Below are 23,154 nucleotides of genomic sequence, written 5' to 3'. Positions count from 1 at the left end.
GAACAGGATCCCTATTCGTCCGCGATCCGCGCTTGCTCCAACATGGTTCGTCATCAGGCAGGCGAACGAACACCTCCAGAAAATCGACGAACATTTCCCGATTTATGAGAATCGGTCGGCTGGTATTGAGGCTCTTCATCGCGCGCATATCGCTTCCTGCTCGTTACTCGCCTCTACCGGAACAGTCGCGACGTCACGGCGAGGAGGCTGTGGTCCAGGATAGCGAGGCACCGCCCCCGCTTGAATCGAAGGGGCCGGCGGCGCGCCCGCCGCCCTTAACGATTTGCTCACCGATACAGCCTTATCCCCTTGGGCAGGGCGGGGAAATCATGGCTTCCAGGGCAACCCAATATCGCACCGTGCAAGCGGCGTCGCTCGACCGGCGCGCCGAGCCCCGCCATCCCGTGCAGATCACCCGCGCGACCGCGCGGGCGCACCGCAGGAAACCTTCGGATGCCATTCTGTGCGACGTATCGACCTATGGCTGCCGGCTCCTGTCCCCGGTGGAGCATCCCCCGGGCGAACGGCTGTGGCTGAGGCTGAATGGCGGCCTGCCGCTGGCGGCGACGGTGATCTGGTGCTCGGAAGGGCGGATCGGCTGCCGCTTCGACGACATTCTGCCGCGCGAGACGATGCGCAAGTTCACCCTTTCCTGAGGCCCTCAGCCCAGCCCCGCGAGGCACGGCCTGCCCTTGCCCTCCTGCTTGGCGCGGTAGAGCATCGCGTCGGCCGCCTGGATCGATCGCTGCGGATCGCGCGGCACGATGCGGGCGCCGCCCACGCTGGCGCCGATCTGCACCCTCGCCGGCGCCCCGACCAGGTCGATCGGCAGCCCGGCGGCGATGACCAGCCGTTCGGCCACCGACCTGATCTGCGCCTCGGTCACATCGACGAGGAGGATGATGAACTCGTCCCCGCCGATCCGCCCGATGATATCACCGGAGCGCACCACCGCGCGAAAGCGTACCGCCATCTCGCACAGCAAATGATCGCCCGCGCCGTGCCCGTAATTGTCGTTGACCGCCTTGAACCCGTCCAGATCGACATAGAGCAGATAGGTCGACCGGATATCCTGCGGGGCGGGCATGGCGCAGCGCGCGGCGAGCGTCTCCATGATCCGGGCGCGGTTCGCGAGACCCGTCAGGGAATCGCTGAACGCGAGTTCACGATTGGTGCGGTGCGACCGGGCCAGTTCGGCGAGCAGCCGGTGGCTGCGCCCGATGATGCCGAAAATGCCGACCAGCCATAACGGCCCCTGCAGCGCGACCAGCCGGATGCCGGGCACGCCCGAAAAGGCGATGGCGAGCATGAACGGCGTCAGGGTGATGGCGACCTGCACCCGGGCGAACATCGGCGCGCCGGCATTGGCGAAGGCCATGCCGAAGGTGAGGCCGGTGACGACCAGCGCGGAAAGCGTCAGCAGGATGGTGTCGCCGGTCAGCGCGCAGGCCGATCCGGTGATGCCGACGATGGCGGCCCAGGCCAGGCCGGTGGCGATCACCCCGCGCTCCGCCTCGCACCGCTCGGCCGCGGCGGTCGCGCGACCCGCCCGCGCCAGCACCGAAAGCCGCGCCGCCAGCCCGACGCCCGCCACCAGCAGCAGGGCCAGGCCTGTCGTCGCATCCGCCAGCCAGGCATAGAGAAGAATGGTCAGCACGACGCAGACCGCGCCGAAGGTCATCATGCCGATCGTGCCGAGGATGGTGCCGACCAGCTCCGGCCGCAGATCGCGGTCCAGAGGCGCATCCGGGCGCGTCAGAAGATCGAATCCGCTCTCGATGGCCATCATCGCCTTGCCCGACGGAAGGATCCATATCCCATCCCGCGTCGTCGCCACGTTCTGCCTCGTTTCATTGTGATCGAGGCCGATACTGCGCCCAATTCGTTAACAACGGGCAAGAATTGCTTAAGGGATAGGCCTTAGGTGCGCCGCTGTTGCATCCGGAATGAAGGCATCGCCCCGGCCGCCACGACACACAGCGCACCACCGATATAGGCGGCGAAATCCATCGGATCGAAGCCGGTGCCGAGCAGCACCGCCGCGAACCGGTTGGCGCGCAACCCGAGCAGATCGAGCACGCCGACGAGCTGGCCGAGCTCGATGGCGAAGGCCGTCGCCAGGGCAGCGGCAACCGCCGCCCGCACCCTCAGCGGCGTCAGGGCCCGCAGCGCGCAATAGATCAGCATCACTGCCAGGCCGTCGCCGATGAACGGCCGCACGACCGCGTCATGCACGAACAGGGCAATGGCGATCTCGATCGCGAGCAAGCCGATGGCAGCGGCGGCATGGGGCGGTCGGATCGTCATCGGCGCCGGACTACACCGCACCCCATCCAGAAAATATGGAGGCATGGGCTGGATCGCGCGCAGAAACCCCCGGGTGTCAGAGCCCCTTGCGGCCGAACCCTCCCGCCCGGCGAAGCGGCGATGCGGCCGGCGGCGACGCTGTCGGCGACGGCGTTGTCGGCGGCGGGGCGGGCGGAACGGGTCGACCGGCGCGCTCGGCCGCGACATCCGACAGCAACCGGCGCAGCGGCTCGGAACCGGTGCTCGCGATCACCGACTCCAGCGCGCCATCGATCATCTGCGCCGCCATCCTGGCGGCGTCGACCGGCGCTGCCGATCGGGGCGGGTCGGCCTGGGGGCGCACCTCCCCGCGATCGCCGAACTCGAGGAACATCGCCCGTACCGGCTTGTCGCGCCGGGCGCGGCCGGGGCCGAAGAAACAGCGGATCGACTGGTCGTCCCTGGTCCGGCCCGCCGTATCGCCATGCCCAATCGTCGGCCCGGCATCGAGCAGATAGATGATGATATCGCTCGCCTGGCTCCGCACTTCCTCGCAGGTGAGCGGCGCGTTCCAGGCTTCGATCTCATGGCCCAGGAACGGGGTGAGGCCGCTGGTCGACATGCTGACATCCCCGTCAGCCATCGAATGCCATTGGCTCCAGCTCCACAGCGCCACCGGAAGCTGGTCGCGTCCGAGCATCTTGAGGAAACCGCCCACCATCGCCGGCTCGTAGATCGTGCCGATATCCATATTGAAGACGGCGACCGTGCCGGGCAGGCGCGCGAGCATGCCCGTCACCAGGGTGATGACCTTGGCGGTCTGGCGGATCGTCACCCAGTCCGCCGCGCTGGTATCGAGCGCGCAGCCGACCGTCGTGTGGCGGCGATGTGCTGCGACGGCGCCCTTGTCGCCCTTGAACCAGAAGCTGCGGCTATAACCTTCCTCATAGACGAAGGGCGGGAGGGGCTCGTCCCTGGTATCGACCATCACCCGCACACCGCGCCCGAACAAGACGTCGGCATCCGGCATGGTGCGATGGCGCCAGTCGCCGTCCGGGTCCAGCTCGCGGGCGAAGCGCTCGATCGTCGGCCAGTCCGGCTGGAGGTTACGCTCGAGCATCAGCACCAACGGCGCGAGCATGCGTTCGGTGACGTCGCGCGGCGGATCGCGGCCGATCGTCGGCGCCTGGGGGGCGGCCGGCGCGGCACCGAAATGGCCGGGCGGAACGCCCAACCCATCCGCGACCGAGATGGATTCGCCGGCGAGTATCACCTTGAACACGCGCAGCAGGTCGTGCGGGCCGAGCCAGTTGCCGCCCGGGCGGAGCTGGCACATCGCGTCATGCTCGTCGAGGATCATCACGGTCATGCAGATGATCAGCGTGACGCGGTCGGCGATGGTGGAGATGTCGGTGGTCGGGGCGCCGACCTGCAAATGCCAGACATGCTGCGGCGCCGGGCCGGGGAGCTTCGCCTCCACGCTGCGCAATTCGGTGAAGATCGCGGTGTCGGGCGAGCGGCCGACGATCAGCATGTGATCGAGGAAGCGGCCCATCTCCTTCGCACCGCCCATATCCTGTTCGCCGCATTGCCATTTGAACAGGGGCAAATGCTTCTGCAGCAATTCGCGCAGCGGCGCGGTGGGGAAGGAAACCGGTCTGCTGAAGGTGATGACTGCCACGCCTGGGCTCCCGCTGCGCAGGCAGGGCTTAGCCGAGCGCGCTTAAGATGCGGTTACGCGAGGCTTCGACAAGCCAGGGGCAAAAGTGTAGGGGCTTGCTCCACATTCGCCCCGGCCCGGTGCCGGGGCGTTGATCACCTGAGGTAGATATGACTGAACCCCATTGCGGCCTCGTCGCCGTGCTCGGCGCGCCCAATGCCGGCAAATCCACCCTCGTCAACGCGCTGGTCGGCCAGAAGGTCGCGATCGTCAGCCCCAAGGCGCAGACCACGCGCGCCCGGCTGATGGGCGTCGCGATCGAAGGCGAAACCCAGCTGCTGCTGGTCGACACGCCCGGCATCTTCGAGCCCAAGCGCCGGCTCGACCGGGCGATGGTTTCCGCCGCCTGGGGCGGGACCGAAGGCGCGGACGTGATCGCCCTGGTGGTCGATGCCAAGGGCGGGCTCGGCCCCAGGGTGATCCCGATCGCTGAGTCGATCGCGTCGCGCTCGGAACCCAAATATCTCATCCTCAACAAGGTCGATCTGGCCGACAAGGCGAAGCTGCTGCTTCATGCCGAGCGCCTCAACGGCATCGTCGATTTCGCCGAAACCTTCTTCGTCAGTGCCACGACCGGGGACGGGTTGCCCGAATTGAAGCGCACGCTGGCCAGGGCAATGCCCGAGGGGCCCTGGCATTTCCCCGAGGACCAGGTGTCCGACGCGACGGAACGCAGCCTCGCCTCCGAGGTGACGCGCGAGCAGCTCTATCTGCAGCTCCATGCGGAGCTCCCTTATGCCAGCGCGATCGAGACCGAGCAGTATAAGGAACGCGAGGACGGATCGGTCGAGATCCACCAGCAGATCCTGGTCGAACGCCCGACCCAGCGCGCGATCGTGCTGGGCAAGGGCGGCGCGCGGATCAAGGAGATCGGCGCGCGGGCGCGGGCCGAGCTGAGCAATATCATGGGCAAGCCTGTGCATCTCTATCTGCACGTGAAGGTGAAGCCCGGCTGGGACGACGAGCGGGATATCTACCGCGAGATGGGCCTCGACTGGGTGGAGTGATCGTTCCTCCCGGCACGGGGAGGATCTTAAGCGAGCATTTCGTCCACCCATGCCGGCACCAGCTCGCTCGCTGCGCCCAGCCTCGTCTCGTGGAAATAGCCGCTGCCGGCCGACGGCTCGAGGTTCATCTCGAGCGTCTTCGCCGCGTGATAGCGCGCGGTCTGGACATAGCCCGCGGCGGGATAGACCGCGCCCGAGGTGCCGATCGAGACGAACAGGTCGGCATCCGACAGGGCCCGCTCGATCCGGTCCATCTCGTACGGCATCTCCCCGAAGAACACGATGTCGGGCCGCATCATCGGCGCGCCGCACGCATCGCAGCGCGTGCCCGGGAGCATGTCGCCGGTCCAGGGCAACCGCGCTTCGCACGCCGCGCAGAGCGCCGAATTCAGCTCGCCATGCATGTGGAGCATCCGCCTGGCCCCGGCCCGCTCATGCAGGTCGTCGACATTCTGGGTGACGATCAGCAGCTGGCCCGGCCATTTCGCGTCGAGCCGCGCCAGCGCGCGGTGCGCGGCATTGGGCTCGACCGTCCCCAGCGCCGCGCGGCGAGCGTCGTAGAAACGGTGGACGAGATCGGGGTCGCGCGCGAGCGCCTGAGGCGTGCACACGTCCTCGACCCGGTGCCCCTCCCATAGCCCGCCCGGCCCGCGAAAGGTCGCCAGCCCGCTCTCGGCGGAGATGCCGGCGCCAGTCAGAATCACCAGGTTTCGGATGTCGCTCATGACCTCGATGATAGTCCCGCCATCGGGCGAGCGCGATATCTGTCCTATGGCTCGATCGGCACGACATAGCTCTGGACCCCGGCCACCCCGGCTTCGGCATAAATGCCCATCAGGACATTGTCGTAGATGCTGTTGCCGGTGGTGATGGTCGATCCGGTAAAGGAATAGGGCACCCAGGTCGCGTCGCCGAACGAGCCGTCGGGATTGACCTCGATCGAGGCGAACAAGGCAAGCGAACCGGTCGAGCCGCCCGCCAGGTTGAAGCCCTTCGGCGTCGCCACGATCCCTTCGAAATGGGTGACGAGCTGGGGTTGGTTCAGATAGCTGTACAGTTTCAGGTGGCTGAAGGCGCGCGTTGCCGAATCATAGGCGACCACGAAGCCCTTGTTGATGCCGTGCCCGTCCTGCGTGCCGCCGACGATCGTATAGCGCGTGCCGCCGATCTCGTTCTGCCAGATGCCGTAAGCCGTGGTCAGGGTGCAGCCGGGGAAATCGAACAGCCGCCAGGTCCCCTTCGCGATATCGTAGATGAAGGCGTTGCCCGAAAGGCGCACGTCGAGCAGATCGTAATTGCCGACAACCAGATCGCCCATCGTGCTGTGCGCGATGGTGTTCCACACGGTTTGCCCGCCGACCTCGCTGCTCGGCACGTCGAGCGGGGACCAGCCGCCGCCGCCCTGGGGCGGACCCTGATAGACCATGCCGCAATTGCGCACCCCGCTCCCGCTATATTGGTAGCTGCCGACCGCGCGGACTTTGCCCGCGCCCAGATCCGGATTGAACATATAGGTGTCGGGTCCGTAGAAGGTCGCGCTGGTCACTTCCTGTCCCGGGATTTCGGGCGTGAGGAGACAGATGCCCGAACTATCGGTCGGATAGAGCGGACCGAGATAGAGCAAGGCGCTGGTCACACCGTCGCTTACGCTCGACCCGGTCAGCACCACGTCGGAACCGGCCCAGCCGCGCACGCCGGTGACGAGCTGGTTGGGACCCAGAATCGTGGAACCATTGGCCATTGTCTTTCTCCCGTCAGGCCAGCGCGCGGCGGCACCATGCCCCCGCGACAATCGGTTTTCCGCCGACGGGTCGGGGAAATGCCGATCGGGTGTCGCTGGCAACTTCTGACATATATAATGCCAATAGTTTGCCGCGCAAAGCGCAACAATATCCGGAAGTCGCGATGGTCGGCGTCATGACGCCATTCGGCGCCCTTATGTCCGACATGATATAGCCATTTTGGGGGCATCAGCCCGATCCGGGCATATCTTGACTTTAATAACTCTGACTATTAACAATCCTGATAGCGCTACCATATGCGCTGAACAGGCCATCCGACCATGAAGCGGAGGCAAAGGAGGGGTGAGATGATTTCCAACCGACGCCAGAATAATATCCGTGCGACCCTGCTCGCCGCGGGATCCCTGCCGGCCCTTATGATCGCGATACCAGCGACGGCCCAATCGGCCCCGGCAGCGCAGGATCGGACAGTGGCCCAGGAGGACGACACCAGCGCCGACATCGTCGTCCAGGGCTATCGCGCCAGCCTCGAGAGCGCGACCCAGGCGAAGAAGAACGCGACCGGCTTTTCCGATTCGATCTTCGCCGAGGATATCGGCAAATTCCCCGACACCAACATCGCCGAGTCGCTGAACCGCGTGCCCGGCGTGACGATCAGCCGCGACATCACCGGCGAGGGCCTGCAGGTCACGATCCGCGGCCTCGGCACCAACTTCACCCGCGTGCTGCTGAACAACGCGCCGATCGCCGTCGCCTCGACCGGCCGCGACGGCGCGCAGAGCACCAACCGCGAGGTCGATCTGGACGTGTTCCCGACCGAGCTGTTCACCAGCCTGACCGTCAACAAAAGCTCGGTGCCCGACATGCTGGAAGGCGGCGCCGCGGGCACCGTCAATTTGCGCAGCGCACGGCCGTTCGATCGCGAGGGCACCCGCGTCACCTATTCGGCGCAGACCACCAACATCAGCAATACCGGCAAATGGGGCTATCGCGGATCGGTGCTGGCCAGCACGACGATGGGCGATTTCGGCGTGCTGGTCGGCTTTGCCGGGGTGCGGAACCAGGTCAACGTCAACGGCTATGAGACCGTCGGGCTGACCAACCCGAACCTGAGCGCGACGCAGAATATCGCGGCCAACCGAAACAACACCGGCGGCGGCAACTTCACCATCCCCGGCACCGTGCCCTCCAACGCAGGTATTCCCGGCGTGGCCGCCGGGACCGTCATCGATCAAGCCTTTCTGCTCGCGCAGAATCCGGGCGCGAATATCGGGCAGATCGATAACGGCCTATTGCCGCGCCTCGGACGCCCGGTGACCGAGTTCGGTACCAAGGACCGGATCAGCTTCATCGGCAGCCTGGAGTATAAGGGCGAGAGCCTGCATGCCTATGTCGACGGCATGTATTCGAAGAAGAACAACGATCTTCGCCGCATCGACATGAACTGGGTCGGGCGCAACGGCGCGGTCATCCCGGTCAATACGCAATATGACCGCAGCGATTGCTCGGCCGGTTGCGTGGTGACCAAGGGCACCTATTACAACGCGCAATTCTTCCTCGAATATCGGCCGTTCATCGAGGATACGAGCTATTGGGGGGTCAACCCCGGCGTGGAATGGGAAGCGACCGACACTCTGAAGGTCAACCTCAACGGCAATTACACCAGGAGCAAGTTCCACCGCGAAGTGCCGACCGTGCTGGTCAGCACGCTGGCGAATTCCGGCGTCACGGTCGAATTCGACAATAGCGCGGGCGGCATCCCGATCATCAAATCCAACATCAACCTCAACGATCCGAGCAAGTTCGGCTGGCCCGGCGGCCGCGTGAACATCCAGGACGAATATCGCGAGACCAATACCAAGGGCGTCCGCGGCGACCTGACCTGGGGCGACACCCATCTGAACCTGAAGGTCGGCGGCGCCTATGACGACGTCTCACGGTCGATCAGCGCGACCGACAACACCCAGGCATTCCAGAATGCGGTGTGCGGCGACCGCCCGAGCGTGTTCGTGCCCGGCCCGAACACCCAGCCGCCCTGCGAAGGCCTCAACACCGGCACGCCGGGCGCGGGATATCCCACCTATCCGGCGCTGGGCACCGGATTCTCGACCGGCCTGGGCCCGCTGACCTATGGCGGATCCCTGATCCCGAACAGCGCTCTTCCGGGCTATCTGCTGCCCGGTTCGTTCGGCTTCATCACGGTCGACTGGGAGAAGTTCAAAAAGGCATCGAACTATGACGCGTTCCATGACGCGTCGCCGCCGGCTACGGGCTCGAACACCGGCGCCTCGGGCGGTTACGTCCGTGAAAAGACGCTCGGCCTCTATGGCGAAGTGAATGGCGACCTGCCGATCGCAAACGACCGGCTGACCTTCAATGCCGGCCTGCGCTGGGTGAAGACCGATCAGCAGATCGGCGGCTATGTCTCGATCTCCGATCCGCGCAACGCGCAGGACCCGGATGGCCTGGGGCCGCTGCCCGCCGGTTGCCCTGGCACGGGCGGTGTCCGCGACGGCAGCTGCTACCCCAACATCCTGAACTTCGTGTACACGAACGCCAAATACGACAATTGGCTGCCGTCCTTCACGACCGCGTTCCATATCGGCAGCAAGGCAGTGTTGCGCATGGCGGTGTCGCGCACCATGACGCGGCCCAACCCCTCCTCGATGCTGCCCGGTCTCAACTTCTCGAGCCCGTCGGCCGATGTCGGCAGCGTCGGCAACCCGTCGCTGGCGCCGTTCATCTCGACCAATATCGATTTCGGCGCCGAATATTATACCGGGCAGGAAGGCTATATCGGCATCGCTGCCTTCCAGAAGGACGTGACCGGCTTCACCGTCAACGGCAACGTCACCGTGCCGTTCAGCGCGCTGGGTGCCTATGGCGTGACCTTCGACACGCTGTCGCCGACCCAGCAGGCAGCGATCAACTCGCGCGGCGGCCCCACCGCGGCCACGGTGGTGCTGACCCAACAGGTCAACGCCAGCGGCGTGCTGACGGTCAAGGGCCTGGAGGGGAACTGGGTGCAGCCGCTCGACTTCCTGCTCGGCCGCTATCTCGGGCTCAACGGCTTCGGCTTCAGCGCCAATGTGACCTTGATCGACCAGAAGGGATCGGGCGCGGCACCGGCGATCGCCACGGGCATTGCGCCCACGACCTACAACATCACCGCCTATTACGAGCGGGGCGGCATCTCGGCACGGCTGTCGACGACCTTCACCGATGGCTTCGTCGCCTCCGGCACCAACCAGAACGGCATCCCGGCGGCCGCGCTCTACAGCGACAAATATCAGCAATGGGATTTCGGCAGTTCGCTCGATCTCGGGGAGATCTTCGGCAACAAGCGTCTCCCGGAGCTGACTTTCGACGTGCAGAATATCTTCAAGGCACGGCAGCGCAGCTATTTCCAGTTCGCCAATGCGACCTATTCGGATTTCAATCCGGGCCGTCAGGTCATGCTGGGTCTGCGCGGGCGCTTCTGATCTCCCCGGCGCGTTCATGCGCTTACTGGGGCTGGCCGGTTACCGGCCGGCCCCTTTTCTTTCCGGGCAACGATGGAGCGGACCCGAGCGTTGCACATTGCCGGTTCCTAACGGCAACATTGAAAATCTGTCATGTTGGCGTTTGACACGCATCCGTAACGTCACGGCAGTAAAAGAGTCACACAGCCTCCATAGGCCAGCCCTCGCGCCGATCGGCGGCGTCAGGGAAAACCAGATCAATGTCGACCTCCACCAGGCCGCAGCGGCTGCTGCTCGGCGTGAGCATGCTTGCGCTCTCGATTCCATCCACTGGCGCCTATGCGGAAACCCCGCCCGCGGTGGCGCCCGCCGACGAGACGCCGGCCGACCAGAAGCCGAAGACCGACCTGGCCGAGGGCTCCGATATCGTCGTGACCGCGACCCGCGCGAACGAGATCGCGCCGGTCACTGCCTCGCTGCAGACCACGCAGCCGCAATCGGTGATCTCTCGCTCCTTCATCGAGGATTCGCTGCCCGCGACCTCCGACTTCAACCAGATCGCGCTGATCTCCCCCAGCGTCTCCGGCTATGGCAATTCAAACGGCCCGGGCCTGTCCGAGTCCAAGGCGCAGATCCGCGGTTTCCAGGACGGCGAATACAACGTCACCTATGATGGCGTGCCGTTCGGCGACACCAATGATCCGACGCACCATTCGAACACCTTCTTCCCGTCGAACACGATCGAGACGCTGATCGTCGATCGCGGCCCCGGCAATGCCAGCCAGCTCGGCCAGGCGACCTTTGGCGGCAACATCAACCTGTTCTCCCGCGCGACGCGCGAGGATGCGAGCATCGAGGCCAAGGGCACTTATGGCAGCTACAATACCTGGATGCTGCGCGGCGTCGCGCAGAGCGGCGCGATCGAGAAGCTCGGCGGCACCGAGATCGTCCTGAGCGGCCAGCATATCGGATCGGACGGCGCCCGTACCTTCAGCCCGTTCCGCTCGAACAATGTGTTCGGCAAGGTGATGATCCCGATCGGCCCCGACGCGAAGCTGACCATCCTGGGCACCTATAACGAAAACACCTTCAACCAGCCCGACAAGGACGGCGCGACGCTGTCGCAGGTCGCGCAGTTCGGCAAATATTTCAGCCTGAACAACGACCCGGCCTCGCAGAGCTATTACGGGTACAACCACACCCACAAGACCACCGATTTCGAGGTGGTGAAGTTCGAGGCCAACATCGCGCCCAATTCGGTGTTCGAGAACCGCGCCTATACCTATAGCTATGACAACGAGACGCTGAGCGGCAGCGACGTGACGCTCTACGCGACCGCCACGCCAGCCGCGATCGCCACCGCCAACCTGGTGACGCTCACCCCGGGCGGCGCCAAGACCACCGGCGTGCCGGGCTATACCAAGACCAACAAATACCGGATGTTCGGCGACATCGCGAAGACGCGGATCGATTTCGGCTTCGGTGCGATCACCGCCGGCGCGTGGATCGAATGGTCGAACACCTATCGCCAGCAGCGCGACGTCAACCTCGTCACCGGCGCGCCCAATTACGCGGAGAAGGCGGCCAAGGACCCGGTGACCAACATCGCGACGCCGGCCAACATCAAGTTCGACCAGAACAGCAACACCAACCACACCGAGGAATTCGTCGAGCTGGAGCTGCGGCCGATCCCGGGGCTGAAGATCACGCCCGGCTTCAAGCATGTCGATTTCAACCGGCGGATCGACGCGCAGTACAACCAGACGACGCGCTTCCCGCAAAAGCTGAGCGACACCTATAGCGCCAACCTGCCCTTCGCGACGGTGAACTATGCGGTCGACGATCGCCTGGCGGTCTATGCGCAATATGCGCGCGGCTTCCTCGCCCCGTCGCTGTCGGTGCTCTACGTCGCCAGCCCCAACTTCTCGACGGTGGAGCCGGAACGTTCGACCAACTACCAGGCTGGCGTGGTCTATCACGGCAGCAACCTCAGCATCGACGCCGATGTCTACAAGATCGATTTCAAGAACAAGTTCGCGACTGACCCGTCCGCGCCGGCGAGCGAAGGCACGGTGTTCATCAACCAGGGCGCCGTCCAGTACAAGGGCGTCGAAGGCCAGGTGACCTATGCCCTGCCGCACGGCATTGCGGTCTTCGCCAACGGGTCGCGCAACTATGCCAAGACTGACAATCCCGGCACCGCCAATCTTCAGGTCGCGAACGCGCCCGAATGGACCGCCGCCGGGGGCGTGTTGTTCAAGAGCGGGCCGATGCGCTTCTCGCTGATCGACAAATATATCGGGCGGCAATGGTTCGCCGACCCCACCACCAACAGCCTGGCGGTGTACAACAGCTACAAGAGCAACGGCTACAACACCGCGATCCTTTCCGCCCGCTACGATATCGGGCCGGTGCGGGTCGGGGTCGAAGTGAACAACCTGTTCGACGCCCGGCCGGTCACCAATATCGGCCCGAACAGCAAGACCGCGCTGGCCGATATCGGCCATGCCACCGCGACCAATTTCGACCAATATTATTACCAGACCGGCCGGTCCTTCACCGGCGACATCACGCTGACCTTCTGATGAAGGTCCTGATCCTGGCCGCGGTGGCATTGGCCGCCGCGGCCCCCGCTGCCGACAAGGCGCCCGCCCTGCTCGGCGATCTCGATCCGGTCCGCGTGCTGCCGCCGCCGCCCCTCGCCGGCAGCCCGCAGGCGCTGGCCGAGCTGGCGGAGCTTCACGCGATCGAGACGGCACGGTCGCCGGCCGACGAGGCCGATGCCCGCACTGACGGCGACACCAAGAACGGGTCGATCTTCGCCGTGGCGCTGGGATCCGGCTTCGACCTGGCGAAGCTGCCCGCGACCAGCGCCCTGCTCGACATGGTCCGCGCGACCGAAAAGGCGACGGTCGATCGCGGCAAGGACGAATTCAGGCGGCCGCGCCCCTATATCGTCGATCCGGCGCTGAAGAGCTGCAAGCGCAATGACGATCCGCTCTCCAGCTATCCGAGCGGGCACACCTCCATGGCCTTTTCGATGGGCGAAATCCTGGCGCGGCTGGTGCCGGAAAAGGCCGGGCCGATCCTCGCCCGTGCTGCGCGTTACGGCCAGAGCCGGATCGTCTGCGGCCAGCATTTCCGCAGCGATGTGAGCGCGGGCCAGATGCTCGGCCTCCTGATCGCGGAAAGGCTGATGGCAGAACCGCCATTCCGGACGGCGTTCGAAGCCGCGCGCAAGGAGCTGGTCGCGGCCGGGGTCGCCGCGGCCTAGGAAATTTCCCGCCCACCCTGTCCCAGGACCGCCCTTCTGTGGCAAGGACGCGGGACGTCATCGGGTACGCGGGAAGAGGGTCATGACCACCATCGGAATCATCGGCAGCGCTGGACGCATGGGCCAGGCGCTGGCCCGCGTCGGGCCCGATCTCGGCGCGACGATCGCCGGCGGGATCGACGCCGGCGGCGACCCGGCGACGCTCGCGCACGGATGCGAGGTACTGGTCGATTTCTCGGCACCCTCGGCGCTCGAGGCGAATTTGGCGGCGGCCGTCGCGACCGGCACGCCGATCCTGGTCGGCACCACCGGGCTCCAGCCGCAGCATCATGCGATGATCGACGAAGCGGCCAAGCAGGTCGCGGTGCTGCAGACCGGGACCGTCTCGCTCGGCGTGACGCTGATCGCGCGGCTGGTACGCGAGGCGGCGGCGCGGCTGGGCACTGACTGGGACATTGAGATCGTCGAGACGCATCACCGCCACAAGGTCGATGCCCCGTCCGGCACGGCCCTGCTGCTCGGCGAGGCAGCGGCCGCCGGCCGCGGCACGACGCTGGCCGAGGCCAAGGTGACCGACCGCGCCGGCCTGGTCGGCGCGCGGGCCGAAGGGACGATCGGGTTCGCAAGCCTGCGCGGCGGATCGGTCGCGGGCGACCATCAGGTGATCTTCGCCGGCACCGGCGAGCGCGTCGAGATCGGCCACCGCGCCGAGGACCGCACGATCTTCGCCAAGGGCGCGATTACTGCCGCACTGTGGCTCGTCGACAAGCCGGCGGGGCGTTACCAGATGGCAGAGGTGCTTGGTCTTTGAAGGGGCTGGGTCTTTGAAGGGGTCGGGTCTTTGAAGGGGCTGGGGCTTTGAAGAAAGCGGATGTCGTCGAGTTCTTCGCGCGGCTCGCGGCGGACAACCCGCATCCCGAGACCGAACTCGACTACACCAATCCCTATACCCTGCTCGTCGCGGTCGCGCTGTCGGCCCAGGCGACCGATGTCGGCGTCAACAAGGCCACCCGCCGCCTGTTCGCCGAGGTCGATACGCCCGAGAAGATGGTGGCGCTGGGCGAAGAGGAACTGAAGCAGCACATCAAGACGATCGGCCTGTTCAACACCAAGGCGAAGAATGTCATCGCCCTCTCCGAAAAGCTGATCGCCGACTATGGCGGCGAGGTGCCGGCCGACCGCGACGCGCTGGAGACCCTGCCTGGCGTCGGCCGCAAGACGGCGAACGTGGTGATGAACACCGCGTTCGGCGCCGAGACCTTCGCTGTCGACACGCATATCTTCCGCGTCGGCAACCGCACCGGCCTGGCGCGCGGCAAGACGCCGCTGGCGGTCGAGCTCGGGCTGGAGAAGGTCGTGCCCCAGCCCTTCCGCCTCCATGCCCATCACTGGCTGATCCTGCACGGACGGTATGTCTGCAAGGCGCGCACTCCCGAATGCTGGCGCTGTGTGGTAGAGGATCTGTGCGCCTATAAACCGAAGACGCCAGCCCCGAAGCGCGGCGCCCCCAAGGAGGCCTGACCATGCGGATGATCCTGATCGCCCTTGCCGTTGCCGCCGCTGCCGCACCTGGCGCGGCGAGGGATCGGGGGCGCGTCCCCGAGGCGACCCCGACCGGCAAACCTGAGAGCTGCATCACCACCAGCCGCATCCGCGCCAGTCATGTGCGCAGTGACTCGGTGATCGATTTCGAGATGAACGGCGGCCAGGTCTATCGCAACACCCTGCCCTATAGCTGCCCGAGCCTGGGTTTCGACGAGGCGTTCGGTTATGAAACCCATACTGGCCAGCTCTGTTCGGTCGACACGATCACGGTGATCCGGACGGGCGCCGGCACGCGCGGCCCGACCTGCGGCCTGGGCGAATTCCAGCCGGTCAAGCTCGTCAAGAAATAGGCCCTGCGCAAAACGGCTGGCGCGGGGCTCCGCGCTTTGCTAGGCGCCTGCCTCCAGGCACCCGTAGCTCAGCTGGATAGAGCGCTGCCCTCCGAAGGCAGAGGCCACAGGTTCGAATCCTGTCGGGTGCGCCAGTTTTCTGGCACTTTCCCGCCGCCTCACGCCCCCGCTCCTGCAGAACTTTGCAGGAACTTGCGGGAACAATCCGCGTACGCTCGTACAAATCCCGTACGCGAGTCGCGCTGTGAGCCGGGTGCTCCCATATCTGGCGGGGCCAGAGGGCGGGGCCAGGATCGCGCGCCTTCAATCCAAGAAGGCATGGAAACCGGGGAATGAGCCGCTGCTCGTGCCGGGTGCTGCGTGACCATCGCCGTCATGTTCGAGGCTAGCGGCCTCGTGCGTGACGCCCTGCTTGCGCGCGGCTACGATGCCGTGTCGATCGATATTCGCGAAACGCAGTCACCCGGTCCGCATATCGTCGGCGACTGCTTCGATCATCTGGACGATGGCTGGTCGGGCGCGGTCATGTTCCCGACATGCACCTATGTCTGCGGCTCCGGCTTCCACTGGAATCATCGCGTCCCGGGTCGCAATCTGCTGACCGACCGCGCCGTGTTCCAGTTCCGGCGCCTGATGAAGTCGCGCATACCCCGCAAGATTGCAGAGAACCCCGTGGGCGTGCTCTCGACGCGCTACGGGAAGCCGCGGCTCACGGTGCAGCCTTATCAGGTCGGCGAGGACGCCAGCAAGCGAACGTGCTTCTGGGTCGAGGGCGACGATCCGCCCGCACTGATACTGGATCCCGCCAAGCGCTTTGCCGGGCGCATGGTCGAATGGCCGCGCGGTTCAGGCAAGTTGGTCGAGCGCTGGTCGAACCAGACCGACAGCGGCCAGAACGCGCTCACGCCTTCCGATGATCGCTGGTCCGACCGCTCGCAGACGTACCCAGGAATTGCGGAAATGCTCGCGGGCCAGTTCGGCGAATGGCTGTCGGGCAATGTCACATATTCTGGGTCTGAACGAAATGAGACCCAGAATATGGAACAGCCTGATTTGTTCGGTCGGCTCGCAGCATGACCCCACCCCCAACGACGGTACAGGAGGATAATCGGTGAGCGAGAAGCCAGAAACGCCGGAAGAACTGCCGATCAATGTCGCGTTCTCGGTCGCCTATCTCGATGGCGTGATGGAGTGTGAATTGCCGGAGATCGCCAAACAATGGCGCATCGTCCGCAACTATCTCATCGGCCTGACGACAGAGCCGCCCCAAGCCCCAGGCTCCCCCGCATGACCCCCGACCTTGCCGAGAGGAATGGATGATGGACTACGACGAACGCAGATCTCGGTTCGCTCACCAGCGCGAGCAGGAAGCCGCTGGCAACGTCGCGGACAGCATGGAAGTTCGGCGCGCCCTGATCGCGCGTATGGACGCTGGCGAAATGACGCTAGAGCAGGTTCAGGCTGAACTAGCAGCGATCAAGCGCGCCGCCAAGCGCAACGGCCAGATCACCCGGAATCAGGCCTTCCTAGGGAGGTCAGTATGATGGCCCGAGCAGAACGCAAACTGACCCCTCTCCTATCCCTTGCCGCCCGTGTCGAGGGCTTGTCAGGAGCGGAAGACGGTGTGCGTCCGAACTGGCGCCACATTGATGTCGTGGATCTGAACGACGCGGAGATTGCGTGCATGACCGACGCCGAAGCCCGTTGGTGCGGCGATCTGCTTTACCAGCGGCATCTGAAGCTGACGCAGCCTCCGGTCGCGGAAGCCGTCGCGGCGCCAGAACCGCAGGCACCGCTCGACATCGACGCCGCCGAGATCGCCATCATGGATTCGGGTATTCGTATCCGCATCTACCCAGGCGAAGGCTTCAGCCACGAGAGCTTTGCCGGCGAGATCATCAACCCGACCGAGCGCCAAATGCGTGGACATGGCCACGTTAGCTGCATGTGGGATCGATCGAGGGTCGTGCGGCTGGAATCCCATATCCCCAGCCTCAAGGAAGGAACCTGTGATGAGTGAGCCAGCCGACCTGAAGGCGAAGCTGCTGACGATGGGCAGCTACCCGCACAAACCCTATCCGACGCACTTTATCAACCCGGACGGTCCTGATGCAGTGAAGGTGATCGATGCGCTGGAGGCCCGGATCGATGCTCTGACGGAGGCGCTGGAGCCGTTTGCAGACCGGTGCGCAGACGCGGTGCGGCCAGACGATGACGACACGATGGGAGTAACTGTTCGCGTGTCCTATCTGCGCAATGCCCGCTCCGCCCTTGAGGAGAAGATGGGGTGAGCGAGGTAGAGGGCGAGCGCTTGCGGAGGTTCGGCGTCATCAACGGTGCGAATGGGTTCCTGCGCCTCGCGATCTCGGACGGCCAACGCGCATGGGGCGACCATCTGCGCATTGAGGTGATGATGGAGAGAAAGCCGGGCATATGGCACTTCGACCACATCGACGCAGACACATGCGACGCCCTGGCCGCGGAATTGACGCGCCGGTCGAAATACCTGCGCGGCCGATGATCCCGGCTGACGGTGGAAGATGCTTGGCGAGGGTGTTGCTGCGGGCCGGGCTTGATACCGGCTGCGCTGGTCTTTCCCGGCCACACCAGCCAGCGTCCAGCAGCGTTGCCACCGCGTGTCCATCCACGCCGCCGCAGCCCCACCCGACTACCGAATCCGCCCGCGAAAGTCAAGGAATGCGTGGCTTTTGAGGGCGAAATGGGATAGGAATTGAGGTATGGAAAACGAGATGATTATCCGGGTCGCGCGGGCGATCGCTGCTGCTGAAGCGCATATCATGCTGGGTGCCGATCGGGACAACGTGGACGCCGATCCAAGGGCTCTCGCTCGCGCTGCGATCGAAGCGATGCGCGATCCGACGCCCGACATGACAGACGCCGGCCGCGATGTTGGGCCTGACGCGCCTTACGGACTGCACGAGGTGCGCGAGCGTTGGGAAGTAATGATCGACGCCGCGCTCTCTCCCGCTCCATAGCTTTCAAGGCACGGGAATGGTAGGAGGTGGGGATGACCGACCCCGCAACCCTCACTGACAAGGAACTGGTCGCCGCCTTCCAGCAGACCGATGGCGAGCCCGGCAATGCCGAGGCAGACGCTATCGCCGCTGAAATGGAGCGCCGCGAGCTGGACTTCTAAGCCGCCGTCTCCCGGTCCCGCACCGTCTGTGCGGCCGTGTACCGTGTCGGGTGATCCGCCCAGGTACGGCCAACGGATACCCATTCTATCGGGCTATCGAACGTCGCCATCCTGCCCTCAATCAGAACATCGGCGTTCCCGACCATCTCAAGCCGAAACCCGTCGCCGGCCGAACCGCGTAACAGCGTGCCATCACTCGTCGCGACGAAGAACTGATCTCCCGGATCCTGCTCCGGCAGGATTTCCAGGAAGGCGCCAATATCGCCGGACGCCTTTATCATCGGCACCATGTCCGGGCGCGTGACGACGATCGATATGTAAGTGCTCATTGTTGCTCTCGATACGACTCGGCTGGGGTCGGTCACATGAGAACAAACGCGGAACGACGAGTCAAGTTATTGACGACCGTGCCGATTCACGCTGGACTGCCCCGATGTGCAACCGCGCCCGCTTCGACAACGAGCCCGAGACGCTCCACACTCGCTTCAACGCGATGTGGCGCACCGAAACACCGATGGACAACCGGTTCAACCCGAAGGAGCTACGGCCCGAGGGCCGGGCATGGGTCGTGCGCGAGGAAGACGGGCTTCGGGGCATCGATATCATGTCATGGGATGTGCTTGGCGGTCAGGCGAAATGGGCGATGACGAATGTGCGCCAGCTCGGCTTGCCGCAGTGGCGTCGTCTGGCCGAGAACCCCGAGAACCGCTGCCTCGTGCCGCTCACCGAGTTCTGCGAGTGGACGCCGGAACCCTTCGACCTTGGCGATGGCAAGAAGCCGCTTCGTGGCGAGATGTGGTTCGGTGTGACGACGCAGCCCATATTCGCGGTCGCCGGATTCTGGCAGCAGACGGTCAAGGGGATGGGCTTCACGATGGTGACGTGCGATCCGAACGAGCTCGTCGCGCCGGTCCATCCTAAGGCGATGGTGACGATCCTCGACGAAGCGGACTGGGATACCTGGCTCACCGGTTCCTATGACGAAGTGGTGGCGCTGCAGCGGCCCTATCCGGCTGTGAGGATGACGGTGCGCGGGCCGGTGTTTCCGACGCGCCGGCCGGGCGAGAAATAGCCTTCCTGCGCTCGTCGAGCACGGCCCAATGAGCGCCGGCCCCAACGTCCCATAGTGGCCGATATACACCGCACAGATAATAGAAGCGGTTCCATCCCGTGCAGCCCGGCGTCAACCGACAGCGGCACCGGCGATTGATGAGGCGATAATCGCGCCCCTTCGCTGCGATCAACACGGACAGGTCGAGGTCTTTGTACGGGCAATGAGGCAGATCCTCTCGATCGCAAAGCACGCGTATCTTCACGCCCGCGTCATGCATCGCGCCGATCGTCAGATATTGCGGGCCCCAGGCCGATGATCCTCCACATCCCATGGAGGCAACTGGAACAGATCGCGAACGATTCGGGAAGGGGGTGGTCGCAGTTGATGCCGCTCGCCAACCCCGTTATGGGTCGGGCATGGGGGACGCAACACCGGGTGAAGTAAAGGGCGAATTGCCCTGGCTGGACTGGATCCGGTTTCTGGCGGCGTTTCAGGTGCTTCTCTATCACACTCGACCTTGGGTGTTCGCACTCTACCCGAAGCTTCCGCCAGAAGATCGCACCGCAGTCGTCAACATGTGGTTTGGCGCGACGCATTTCGGGCGTGAGGCGGTCCTGGTGTTTTTCGTGCTCAGCGGCTTCCTTGTTGGCGGCAACCTGATCGAGCGAGCGGCAGCGGGCACTTTCCGGCCGCTGGATTATTCGATCGACCGAGCGACGCGCCTCATGCTCCCGCTGGTGCCTGCCCTGGCTTATGGTGCGGTCGTGGAATACCTGCGATTCGGGACGTTCGACCCGCTCCTGTTCGCCGGCAACGTCGCATTCCTCCAAGGGCTCGCCGTGGAGGTGCCTCCCTATAATAACGTCGTCTGGAGCCTGAATTACGAGGCGTGGTTCTATGTCCTTGGCGGCGCGCTCGCGATCGTCATGGCGAGCAAGGCGTTTCGGCCATGGCCTAGTGCGGCGATCATCGCCTGCCTGATCGTGTTCAGCGTGCTGGATGCGGGGCTGCTGTTCTGCTGGGTGATCGGCGCGCTGGCGGCGCGATACGCGCTACGATCGAACCGCTTGCTGGCGGCCGGGATCGTCGTAACCGGCGCCGGTCTATTCCTGAGCAACGAGGTTTTTGCCAGCGTGCGCGCGGTCACTGTGGGGCCTGGCGGCTGGCGCTCGGGGCAGATCATCGCATCCGCCGGTATGGCGCTGGTGATTCAGCAACTCGTGATGATGAGGCCTCGTGGCGCTCTGGCCAGTCGCATCAACACGACCGGCACCGCGCTCGCCGCATTCTCGTACAGCCTGTACCTCACGCACTGGCCGACGCTGAGCCTGCTATCCTATCTCGGCTTCCGCACGGGACAGGGCGTCAACGCGAAAAGTGTCACCGCCTATTTCGTCGAGGTGGTCGTTGCGATCATCGTCGCATACGGCTTCTATCTGGCGTTCGAGAAGCACACGAACACCGTGCGCCGAGCGATCAAGAGGCGCCTGTCACGCAGAGACGAGCTTGCCCCGAGCGGCGTTGGCCTCGTCCAGTGACGCGTGCTTGCTGACCTCGGTTGAGGTGCGGCTCATTCCCGTATCGGTCAGCTTCCAGTCTGCCCGTTCGACGATATAGCGCCCTGCGTGCGGGCCGCTCACGTTGTATTCGACTGCCTTGGCGATCATGCTCACACCCTTGTTGCGAGCTTCCATATTATTCGGGTCCGCCGTTCGTGTCGAGCCCGGCCTGCGCGCGTGTCATCGCCTGGCCGCCGCTGCCAGCTTCTCCTGCAGGCGAGCATGCCCCTCGACATTGTCCGCATACAGGTCCGCCAGCGCAGCCTTCGCCGTCTCCTGGTCGGCAGGGTGCAGCATGGCAACCGCTTCGTCGAACAGTTCCTTGAACTCCGGCGCCGCAGCGATGACGGGGCCGATGACCGGAAGTGCCTTCAGGATCGTGGCGAGGTTGAACACGGCGATGCTCCTAGTTCAGCAGGGAAAGGATGTCGGCGACGGCCTTCTGCGCCTCGATCGCAGCGACCTTGTAATTCGGTGCGTTGCCGGCGAGGTAGGCGCGGTGCACGCCGTCAGCCGCGGCGAACGCCTTGTTGTCCAGCGCGGCAAACTGCGCAGCCTTGGCACCCTTCAATTTGCCAGAATCGACAGCCAGTTCGACGGCCATGCGCGCGGCTTTATAGCTGAGTTGCACCGCCGTATCGACCTGTTCGTCGAGGACGGTCTTGTCGGTGATCGTGACAGGCGCTGGCGGGCTGAGCAGTCCGCCGAGCCCCGCGCATGCGGACAGCGCGAGCAGGAGCGGGGCGAGGAATAGGGTTTTCATGGCTGGGGTTCCTCTACTGTGTGGATAGGGTCATCTGGCTTCCCGGACGCTGGCGCGGGCATAGGCTGGGCCTTCCCGCCGCTGCTCGACCCGAGCCAGAAAGCGAACGCCGCGACCGCGAAGCTCTTCCATGTGCCAATCACGTCGCCGCGCTGGGCCGCATCGTTGGAATAGAACACTACCCAGCCGCTGAAGATCGCGTAGCCGACGATCGCGGCTACGCAGAACGCGATGATGATGCGGAGGTGCGGGACGTTCACGAGGCTAACTCGTAATGCGGCCCATCGATAAACGCCGTCTTCCCCATACCCCGGCGCCTGGCGACATAGGAATTGACCGCCTGCTCCAGTTCGGCCGCCGTGCCTGGCAGCTGTTCGAACGGCCTATCCCAGACTCCGCCCCAGATCAGCGCGACGCCTTGCTCGACCGCAGCCTTTCGAACAGCTGCAGCGATGGCGTAGATGGGCTTCCATTCCCACCGAAGCTGACCATTGATGAACGGCACCAGATCGACTGCATGGCCGAATCCGTCCGCCTGCTTCATGTGCTTCGACGCCATGGCCTTCGACACACCGCGGCGCACATACTCGCGCTGTTCGGCTTCGGTGCGCAAGCCGTCATGGACAGTGAAGTCCTGCGCCGTGAGGACGATCGCCCGCTCGACGACGCCCACCAGCTTGGGGTGAACGCCGACCATCTCCTCCCGGGACGCCGGGCCTAGTGCGTATGTCATCTCAAACTCCCTTCATCATCGCCAGCTTCCGCATGCCCGCGCCAATGCCCATGTCGTCAGACGCGGCCTGGGCCAGCAGGCGCTTCACCAGCGCGATCTCCTTGGCCTCCGGCATCTCGCGTTCGACCAGGCTCAGCAGCACCTCGCAGGCGGTCAGGGCGGCTTGCAGCTTGGCGTCCGATCGCAGGGCGTGTTGCTCCGCGGCCGCAGCCGCTGTGTCGGCCTTCTCGACACGCGCCTCGAGCTTGTCGATGCGGTCCTTTTGCTCGGCCTTCTGTTCGGCGATCTCTGACCGCAGCCGCGCAAAATCAGCCTCTCGCGCAGCGCTGTCGCTGTTCTTCCACGGGCCCCATTGCTTGATGATCGCGACCACGATCCCTCCGGCTGTAACGACGGCGATTCCTACCAGCGTCCAGATGCCGGCATTAATGCTGCCGCCCGAGGTGGTGCGGATTGCGGCTTGTGCGACCGTCGCGAGACTCACGCCGCTAGACCCTGCCCAC

General features: G+C 64.9%; 30 protein-coding genes and 1 tRNA gene. 19 read left to right on the top strand and 12 right to left on the bottom strand.

Features of this window, described 5'->3' with window-relative positions:
- Positions 1-329: 329 nt before the first annotated feature.
- Entirely contained in the window at positions 330-656 is a 327-nt protein-coding gene (locus AC1RT8_RS07530) for a PilZ domain-containing protein (protein ID WP_493074989.1), read from the top strand.
- A 5-nt stretch (positions 657-661) separates the two neighbouring features.
- Here AC1RT8_RS07530 and AC1RT8_RS07525 read toward each other — a convergent pair whose 3' ends face one another.
- The 3 genes from AC1RT8_RS07525 to AC1RT8_RS07515 all read right to left on the bottom strand — a co-directional run bounded on the left by AC1RT8_RS07525 (position 662) and on the right by AC1RT8_RS07515 (position 3,967).
- Complete coding sequence (locus AC1RT8_RS07525) at positions 662-1,837, bottom strand: GGDEF domain-containing protein (protein WP_493074988.1); 1,176 nt, start codon at positions 1,835-1,837, stop codon at positions 662-664.
- Between the two features lie 83 nt (positions 1,838-1,920).
- Positions 1,921-2,307 (bottom strand): ribosomal maturation YjgA family protein, encoded by a 387-nt coding sequence (locus tag AC1RT8_RS07520; RefSeq protein ID WP_493074987.1) that lies wholly within the window; start codon positions 2,305-2,307, stop codon positions 1,921-1,923.
- Between the two features lie 76 nt (positions 2,308-2,383).
- A complete protein-coding gene (locus AC1RT8_RS07515; protein WP_493074986.1) occupies positions 2,384-3,967 on the bottom strand; it encodes a DUF4261 domain-containing protein in 1,584 nt (527 codons plus the stop codon).
- A 149-nt stretch (positions 3,968-4,116) separates the two neighbouring features.
- On the opposite strand from AC1RT8_RS07515, the gene era reads away from it, so the two are divergent.
- Positions 4,117-5,013: a GTPase Era gene (gene era / locus AC1RT8_RS07510; protein WP_493074984.1), complete on the top strand. Its 897-nt coding sequence runs from the start codon at positions 4,117-4,119 to the stop codon at positions 5,011-5,013.
- Between the two features lie 26 nt (positions 5,014-5,039).
- Here era and AC1RT8_RS07505 read toward each other — a convergent pair whose 3' ends face one another.
- Positions 5,040-5,738 (bottom strand): NAD-dependent deacylase, encoded by a 699-nt coding sequence (locus tag AC1RT8_RS07505; protein ID WP_493074983.1) that lies wholly within the window; start codon positions 5,736-5,738, stop codon positions 5,040-5,042.
- Between the two features lie 44 nt (positions 5,739-5,782).
- Positions 5,783-6,754 carry a hypothetical protein gene (locus tag AC1RT8_RS07500; RefSeq protein ID WP_493074982.1) on the bottom strand — a complete coding sequence of 324 codons (972 nt, stop codon included), beginning with the start codon at positions 6,752-6,754 and terminating at the stop codon, positions 5,783-5,785.
- A gap of 348 nt (positions 6,755-7,102) precedes the next feature.
- Between AC1RT8_RS07500 and AC1RT8_RS07495 the strand changes: the two genes are divergently transcribed.
- The 15 genes from AC1RT8_RS07495 to AC1RT8_RS07425 all read left to right on the top strand — a co-directional run bounded on the left by AC1RT8_RS07495 (position 7,103) and on the right by AC1RT8_RS07425 (position 18,542).
- Positions 7,103-10,237, top strand: a complete 3,135-nt coding sequence (locus tag AC1RT8_RS07495) for a TonB-dependent receptor (RefSeq protein ID WP_493074981.1) — start codon at positions 7,103-7,105, stop codon at positions 10,235-10,237.
- Positions 10,238-10,476: 239 nt separating this feature from the next.
- Complete coding sequence (locus AC1RT8_RS07490; RefSeq protein WP_493074980.1) at positions 10,477-12,801, top strand: TonB-dependent receptor; 2,325 nt, start codon at positions 10,477-10,479, stop codon at positions 12,799-12,801.
- Positions 12,801-13,490, top strand: coding sequence for a phosphatase PAP2 family protein (locus AC1RT8_RS07485; RefSeq protein WP_493074979.1), 690 nt, complete (start codon positions 12,801-12,803; stop codon positions 13,488-13,490). The genes AC1RT8_RS07490 and AC1RT8_RS07485 overlap by 1 nt, the downstream gene beginning before the upstream one ends.
- Before the next feature lie 82 nt (positions 13,491-13,572).
- The gene (gene dapB / locus AC1RT8_RS07480) at positions 13,573-14,301 is read left to right on the top strand and encodes a 4-hydroxy-tetrahydrodipicolinate reductase (RefSeq protein WP_493074978.1); all 729 of its coding nucleotides are present in this window, start codon (positions 13,573-13,575) and stop codon (positions 14,299-14,301) included.
- A 47-nt stretch (positions 14,302-14,348) separates the two neighbouring features.
- The gene (gene nth / locus AC1RT8_RS07475) at positions 14,349-15,011 is read left to right on the top strand and encodes an endonuclease III (RefSeq protein WP_493074977.1); all 663 of its coding nucleotides are present in this window, start codon (positions 14,349-14,351) and stop codon (positions 15,009-15,011) included.
- Positions 15,012-15,013: 2 nt separating this feature from the next.
- Positions 15,014-15,385, top strand: a complete 372-nt coding sequence (locus tag AC1RT8_RS07470) for a hypothetical protein (protein ID WP_493074976.1) — start codon at positions 15,014-15,016, stop codon at positions 15,383-15,385.
- A 57-nt stretch (positions 15,386-15,442) separates the two neighbouring features.
- A tRNA-Arg gene (locus AC1RT8_RS07465) sits at positions 15,443-15,519 on the top strand.
- Between the two features lie 226 nt (positions 15,520-15,745).
- Positions 15,746-16,462, top strand: a complete 717-nt coding sequence (locus tag AC1RT8_RS07460) for a hypothetical protein (protein WP_493074975.1) — start codon at positions 15,746-15,748, stop codon at positions 16,460-16,462.
- Positions 16,463-16,496: 34 nt separating this feature from the next.
- Positions 16,497-16,676, top strand: coding sequence for a hypothetical protein (locus AC1RT8_RS07455; protein WP_493074974.1), 180 nt, complete (start codon positions 16,497-16,499; stop codon positions 16,674-16,676).
- Between the two features lie 28 nt (positions 16,677-16,704).
- On the top strand, positions 16,705-16,929 hold the full coding sequence (locus AC1RT8_RS07450) for a hypothetical protein (protein WP_493074973.1): 225 nt from the start codon (positions 16,705-16,707) through the stop codon (positions 16,927-16,929).
- Complete coding sequence (locus tag AC1RT8_RS07445; RefSeq protein ID WP_493074972.1) at positions 16,929-17,405, top strand: hypothetical protein; 477 nt, start codon at positions 16,929-16,931, stop codon at positions 17,403-17,405. The genes AC1RT8_RS07450 and AC1RT8_RS07445 overlap by 1 nt, the downstream gene beginning before the upstream one ends.
- Complete coding sequence (locus tag AC1RT8_RS07440) at positions 17,398-17,676, top strand: hypothetical protein (RefSeq protein ID WP_493074971.1); 279 nt, start codon at positions 17,398-17,400, stop codon at positions 17,674-17,676. Before AC1RT8_RS07445 ends, AC1RT8_RS07440 begins: the two co-directional genes overlap by 8 nt.
- Entirely contained in the window at positions 17,673-17,906 is a 234-nt protein-coding gene (locus AC1RT8_RS07435; RefSeq protein WP_493074970.1) for a hypothetical protein, read from the top strand. The genes AC1RT8_RS07440 and AC1RT8_RS07435 overlap by 4 nt, the downstream gene beginning before the upstream one ends.
- Positions 17,907-18,123: 217 nt before the next feature.
- The gene (locus AC1RT8_RS07430; RefSeq protein ID WP_493074969.1) at positions 18,124-18,381 is read left to right on the top strand and encodes a hypothetical protein; all 258 of its coding nucleotides are present in this window, start codon (positions 18,124-18,126) and stop codon (positions 18,379-18,381) included.
- Positions 18,382-18,413: 32 nt separating this feature from the next.
- Positions 18,414-18,542 carry a hypothetical protein gene (locus AC1RT8_RS07425; RefSeq protein WP_493074968.1) on the top strand — a complete coding sequence of 43 codons (129 nt, stop codon included), beginning with the start codon at positions 18,414-18,416 and terminating at the stop codon, positions 18,540-18,542.
- Here AC1RT8_RS07425 and AC1RT8_RS07420 read toward each other — a convergent pair.
- Entirely contained in the window at positions 18,539-18,871 is a 333-nt protein-coding gene (locus AC1RT8_RS07420) for a hypothetical protein (protein WP_493074967.1), read from the bottom strand. The two genes, AC1RT8_RS07425 and AC1RT8_RS07420, sit on opposite strands and share 4 nt — an antisense overlap.
- Before the next feature lie 104 nt (positions 18,872-18,975).
- Here AC1RT8_RS07420 and AC1RT8_RS07415 point away from each other — a divergent pair, with 104 nt between their 5' ends.
- Together AC1RT8_RS07415 and AC1RT8_RS07410 are read left to right on the top strand one after the other, a co-directional pair.
- Entirely contained in the window at positions 18,976-19,614 is a 639-nt protein-coding gene (locus AC1RT8_RS07415; protein WP_493074966.1) for an SOS response-associated peptidase family protein, read from the top strand.
- A 398-nt stretch (positions 19,615-20,012) separates the two neighbouring features.
- Positions 20,013-21,134 (top strand): acyltransferase family protein, encoded by a 1,122-nt coding sequence (locus tag AC1RT8_RS07410; RefSeq protein WP_493074965.1) that lies wholly within the window; start codon positions 20,013-20,015, stop codon positions 21,132-21,134.
- Here AC1RT8_RS07410 and AC1RT8_RS07405 read toward each other — a convergent pair.
- The 6 genes from AC1RT8_RS07405 to AC1RT8_RS07380 all read right to left on the bottom strand — a co-directional run bounded on the left by AC1RT8_RS07405 (position 21,087) and on the right by AC1RT8_RS07380 (position 23,135).
- Positions 21,087-21,263: a hypothetical protein gene (locus AC1RT8_RS07405; RefSeq protein WP_493074963.1), complete on the bottom strand. Its 177-nt coding sequence runs from the start codon at positions 21,261-21,263 to the stop codon at positions 21,087-21,089. The two genes, AC1RT8_RS07410 and AC1RT8_RS07405, sit on opposite strands and share 48 nt — an antisense overlap.
- Positions 21,264-21,335: 72 nt before the next feature.
- A complete protein-coding gene (locus tag AC1RT8_RS07400; RefSeq protein ID WP_493074962.1) occupies positions 21,336-21,551 on the bottom strand; it encodes a hypothetical protein in 216 nt (71 codons plus the stop codon).
- A gap of 10 nt (positions 21,552-21,561) precedes the next feature.
- Positions 21,562-21,918 (bottom strand): hypothetical protein, encoded by a 357-nt coding sequence (locus tag AC1RT8_RS07395; RefSeq protein WP_493074961.1) that lies wholly within the window; start codon positions 21,916-21,918, stop codon positions 21,562-21,564.
- On the bottom strand, positions 21,915-22,178 hold the full coding sequence (locus tag AC1RT8_RS07390) for a hypothetical protein (RefSeq protein WP_493074960.1): 264 nt from the start codon (positions 22,176-22,178) through the stop codon (positions 21,915-21,917). Before AC1RT8_RS07390 ends, AC1RT8_RS07395 begins: the two co-directional genes overlap by 4 nt.
- Positions 22,175-22,651, bottom strand: coding sequence for a M15 family metallopeptidase (locus AC1RT8_RS07385; protein WP_493074959.1), 477 nt, complete (start codon positions 22,649-22,651; stop codon positions 22,175-22,177). Before AC1RT8_RS07385 ends, AC1RT8_RS07390 begins: the two co-directional genes overlap by 4 nt.
- Before the next feature lies 1 nt (position 22,652).
- Complete coding sequence (locus tag AC1RT8_RS07380) at positions 22,653-23,135, bottom strand: hypothetical protein (protein WP_493074958.1); 483 nt, start codon at positions 23,133-23,135, stop codon at positions 22,653-22,655.
- Positions 23,136-23,154 lie beyond the last annotated feature (19 nt).

This window comes from Sphingomonas sp. GW821-FHT10F11 (assembly GCF_058809095.1).
This window is presented reverse-complemented; position numbering and strand designations above follow the sequence as displayed.

Coding starts and splice junctions, on each gene's coding strand:
- AC1RT8_RS07530 (WP_493074989.1), top strand. CDS start 330: ATGGCTTCCAGGGCAACCCAATATCGCACCGTGCAAGCGGCGTCGCTC.
- AC1RT8_RS07520 (WP_493074987.1), bottom strand. CDS start 2,307: ATGACGATCCGACCGCCCCATGCCGCCGCTGCCATCGGCTTGCTCGCG.
- era (WP_493074984.1), top strand. CDS start 4,117: ATGACTGAACCCCATTGCGGCCTCGTCGCCGTGCTCGGCGCGCCCAAT.
- AC1RT8_RS07505 (WP_493074983.1), bottom strand. CDS start 5,738: ATGAGCGACATCCGAAACCTGGTGATTCTGACTGGCGCCGGCATCTCC.
- AC1RT8_RS07500 (WP_493074982.1), bottom strand. CDS start 6,754: ATGGCCAATGGTTCCACGATTCTGGGTCCCAACCAGCTCGTCACCGGC.
- AC1RT8_RS07495 (WP_493074981.1), top strand. CDS start 7,103: ATGATTTCCAACCGACGCCAGAATAATATCCGTGCGACCCTGCTCGCC.
- AC1RT8_RS07490 (WP_493074980.1), top strand. CDS start 10,477: ATGTCGACCTCCACCAGGCCGCAGCGGCTGCTGCTCGGCGTGAGCATG.
- AC1RT8_RS07485 (WP_493074979.1), top strand. CDS start 12,801: ATGAAGGTCCTGATCCTGGCCGCGGTGGCATTGGCCGCCGCGGCCCCC.
- dapB (WP_493074978.1), top strand. CDS start 13,573: ATGACCACCATCGGAATCATCGGCAGCGCTGGACGCATGGGCCAGGCG.
- AC1RT8_RS07470 (WP_493074976.1), top strand. CDS start 15,014: ATGCGGATGATCCTGATCGCCCTTGCCGTTGCCGCCGCTGCCGCACCT.
- AC1RT8_RS07450 (WP_493074973.1), top strand. CDS start 16,705: ATGGACTACGACGAACGCAGATCTCGGTTCGCTCACCAGCGCGAGCAG.
- AC1RT8_RS07445 (WP_493074972.1), top strand. CDS start 16,929: ATGGCCCGAGCAGAACGCAAACTGACCCCTCTCCTATCCCTTGCCGCC.
- AC1RT8_RS07440 (WP_493074971.1), top strand. CDS start 17,398: ATGAGTGAGCCAGCCGACCTGAAGGCGAAGCTGCTGACGATGGGCAGC.
- AC1RT8_RS07430 (WP_493074969.1), top strand. CDS start 18,124: ATGGAAAACGAGATGATTATCCGGGTCGCGCGGGCGATCGCTGCTGCT.
- AC1RT8_RS07425 (WP_493074968.1), top strand. CDS start 18,414: ATGACCGACCCCGCAACCCTCACTGACAAGGAACTGGTCGCCGCCTTC.
- AC1RT8_RS07420 (WP_493074967.1), bottom strand. CDS start 18,871: ATGAGCACTTACATATCGATCGTCGTCACGCGCCCGGACATGGTGCCG.
- AC1RT8_RS07415 (WP_493074966.1), top strand. CDS start 18,976: ATGTGCAACCGCGCCCGCTTCGACAACGAGCCCGAGACGCTCCACACT.
- AC1RT8_RS07410 (WP_493074965.1), top strand. CDS start 20,013: ATGGGGGACGCAACACCGGGTGAAGTAAAGGGCGAATTGCCCTGGCTG.
- AC1RT8_RS07405 (WP_493074963.1), bottom strand. CDS start 21,263: ATGATCGCCAAGGCAGTCGAATACAACGTGAGCGGCCCGCACGCAGGG.
- AC1RT8_RS07395 (WP_493074961.1), bottom strand. CDS start 21,918: ATGAAAACCCTATTCCTCGCCCCGCTCCTGCTCGCGCTGTCCGCATGC.
- AC1RT8_RS07385 (WP_493074959.1), bottom strand. CDS start 22,651: ATGACATACGCACTAGGCCCGGCGTCCCGGGAGGAGATGGTCGGCGTT.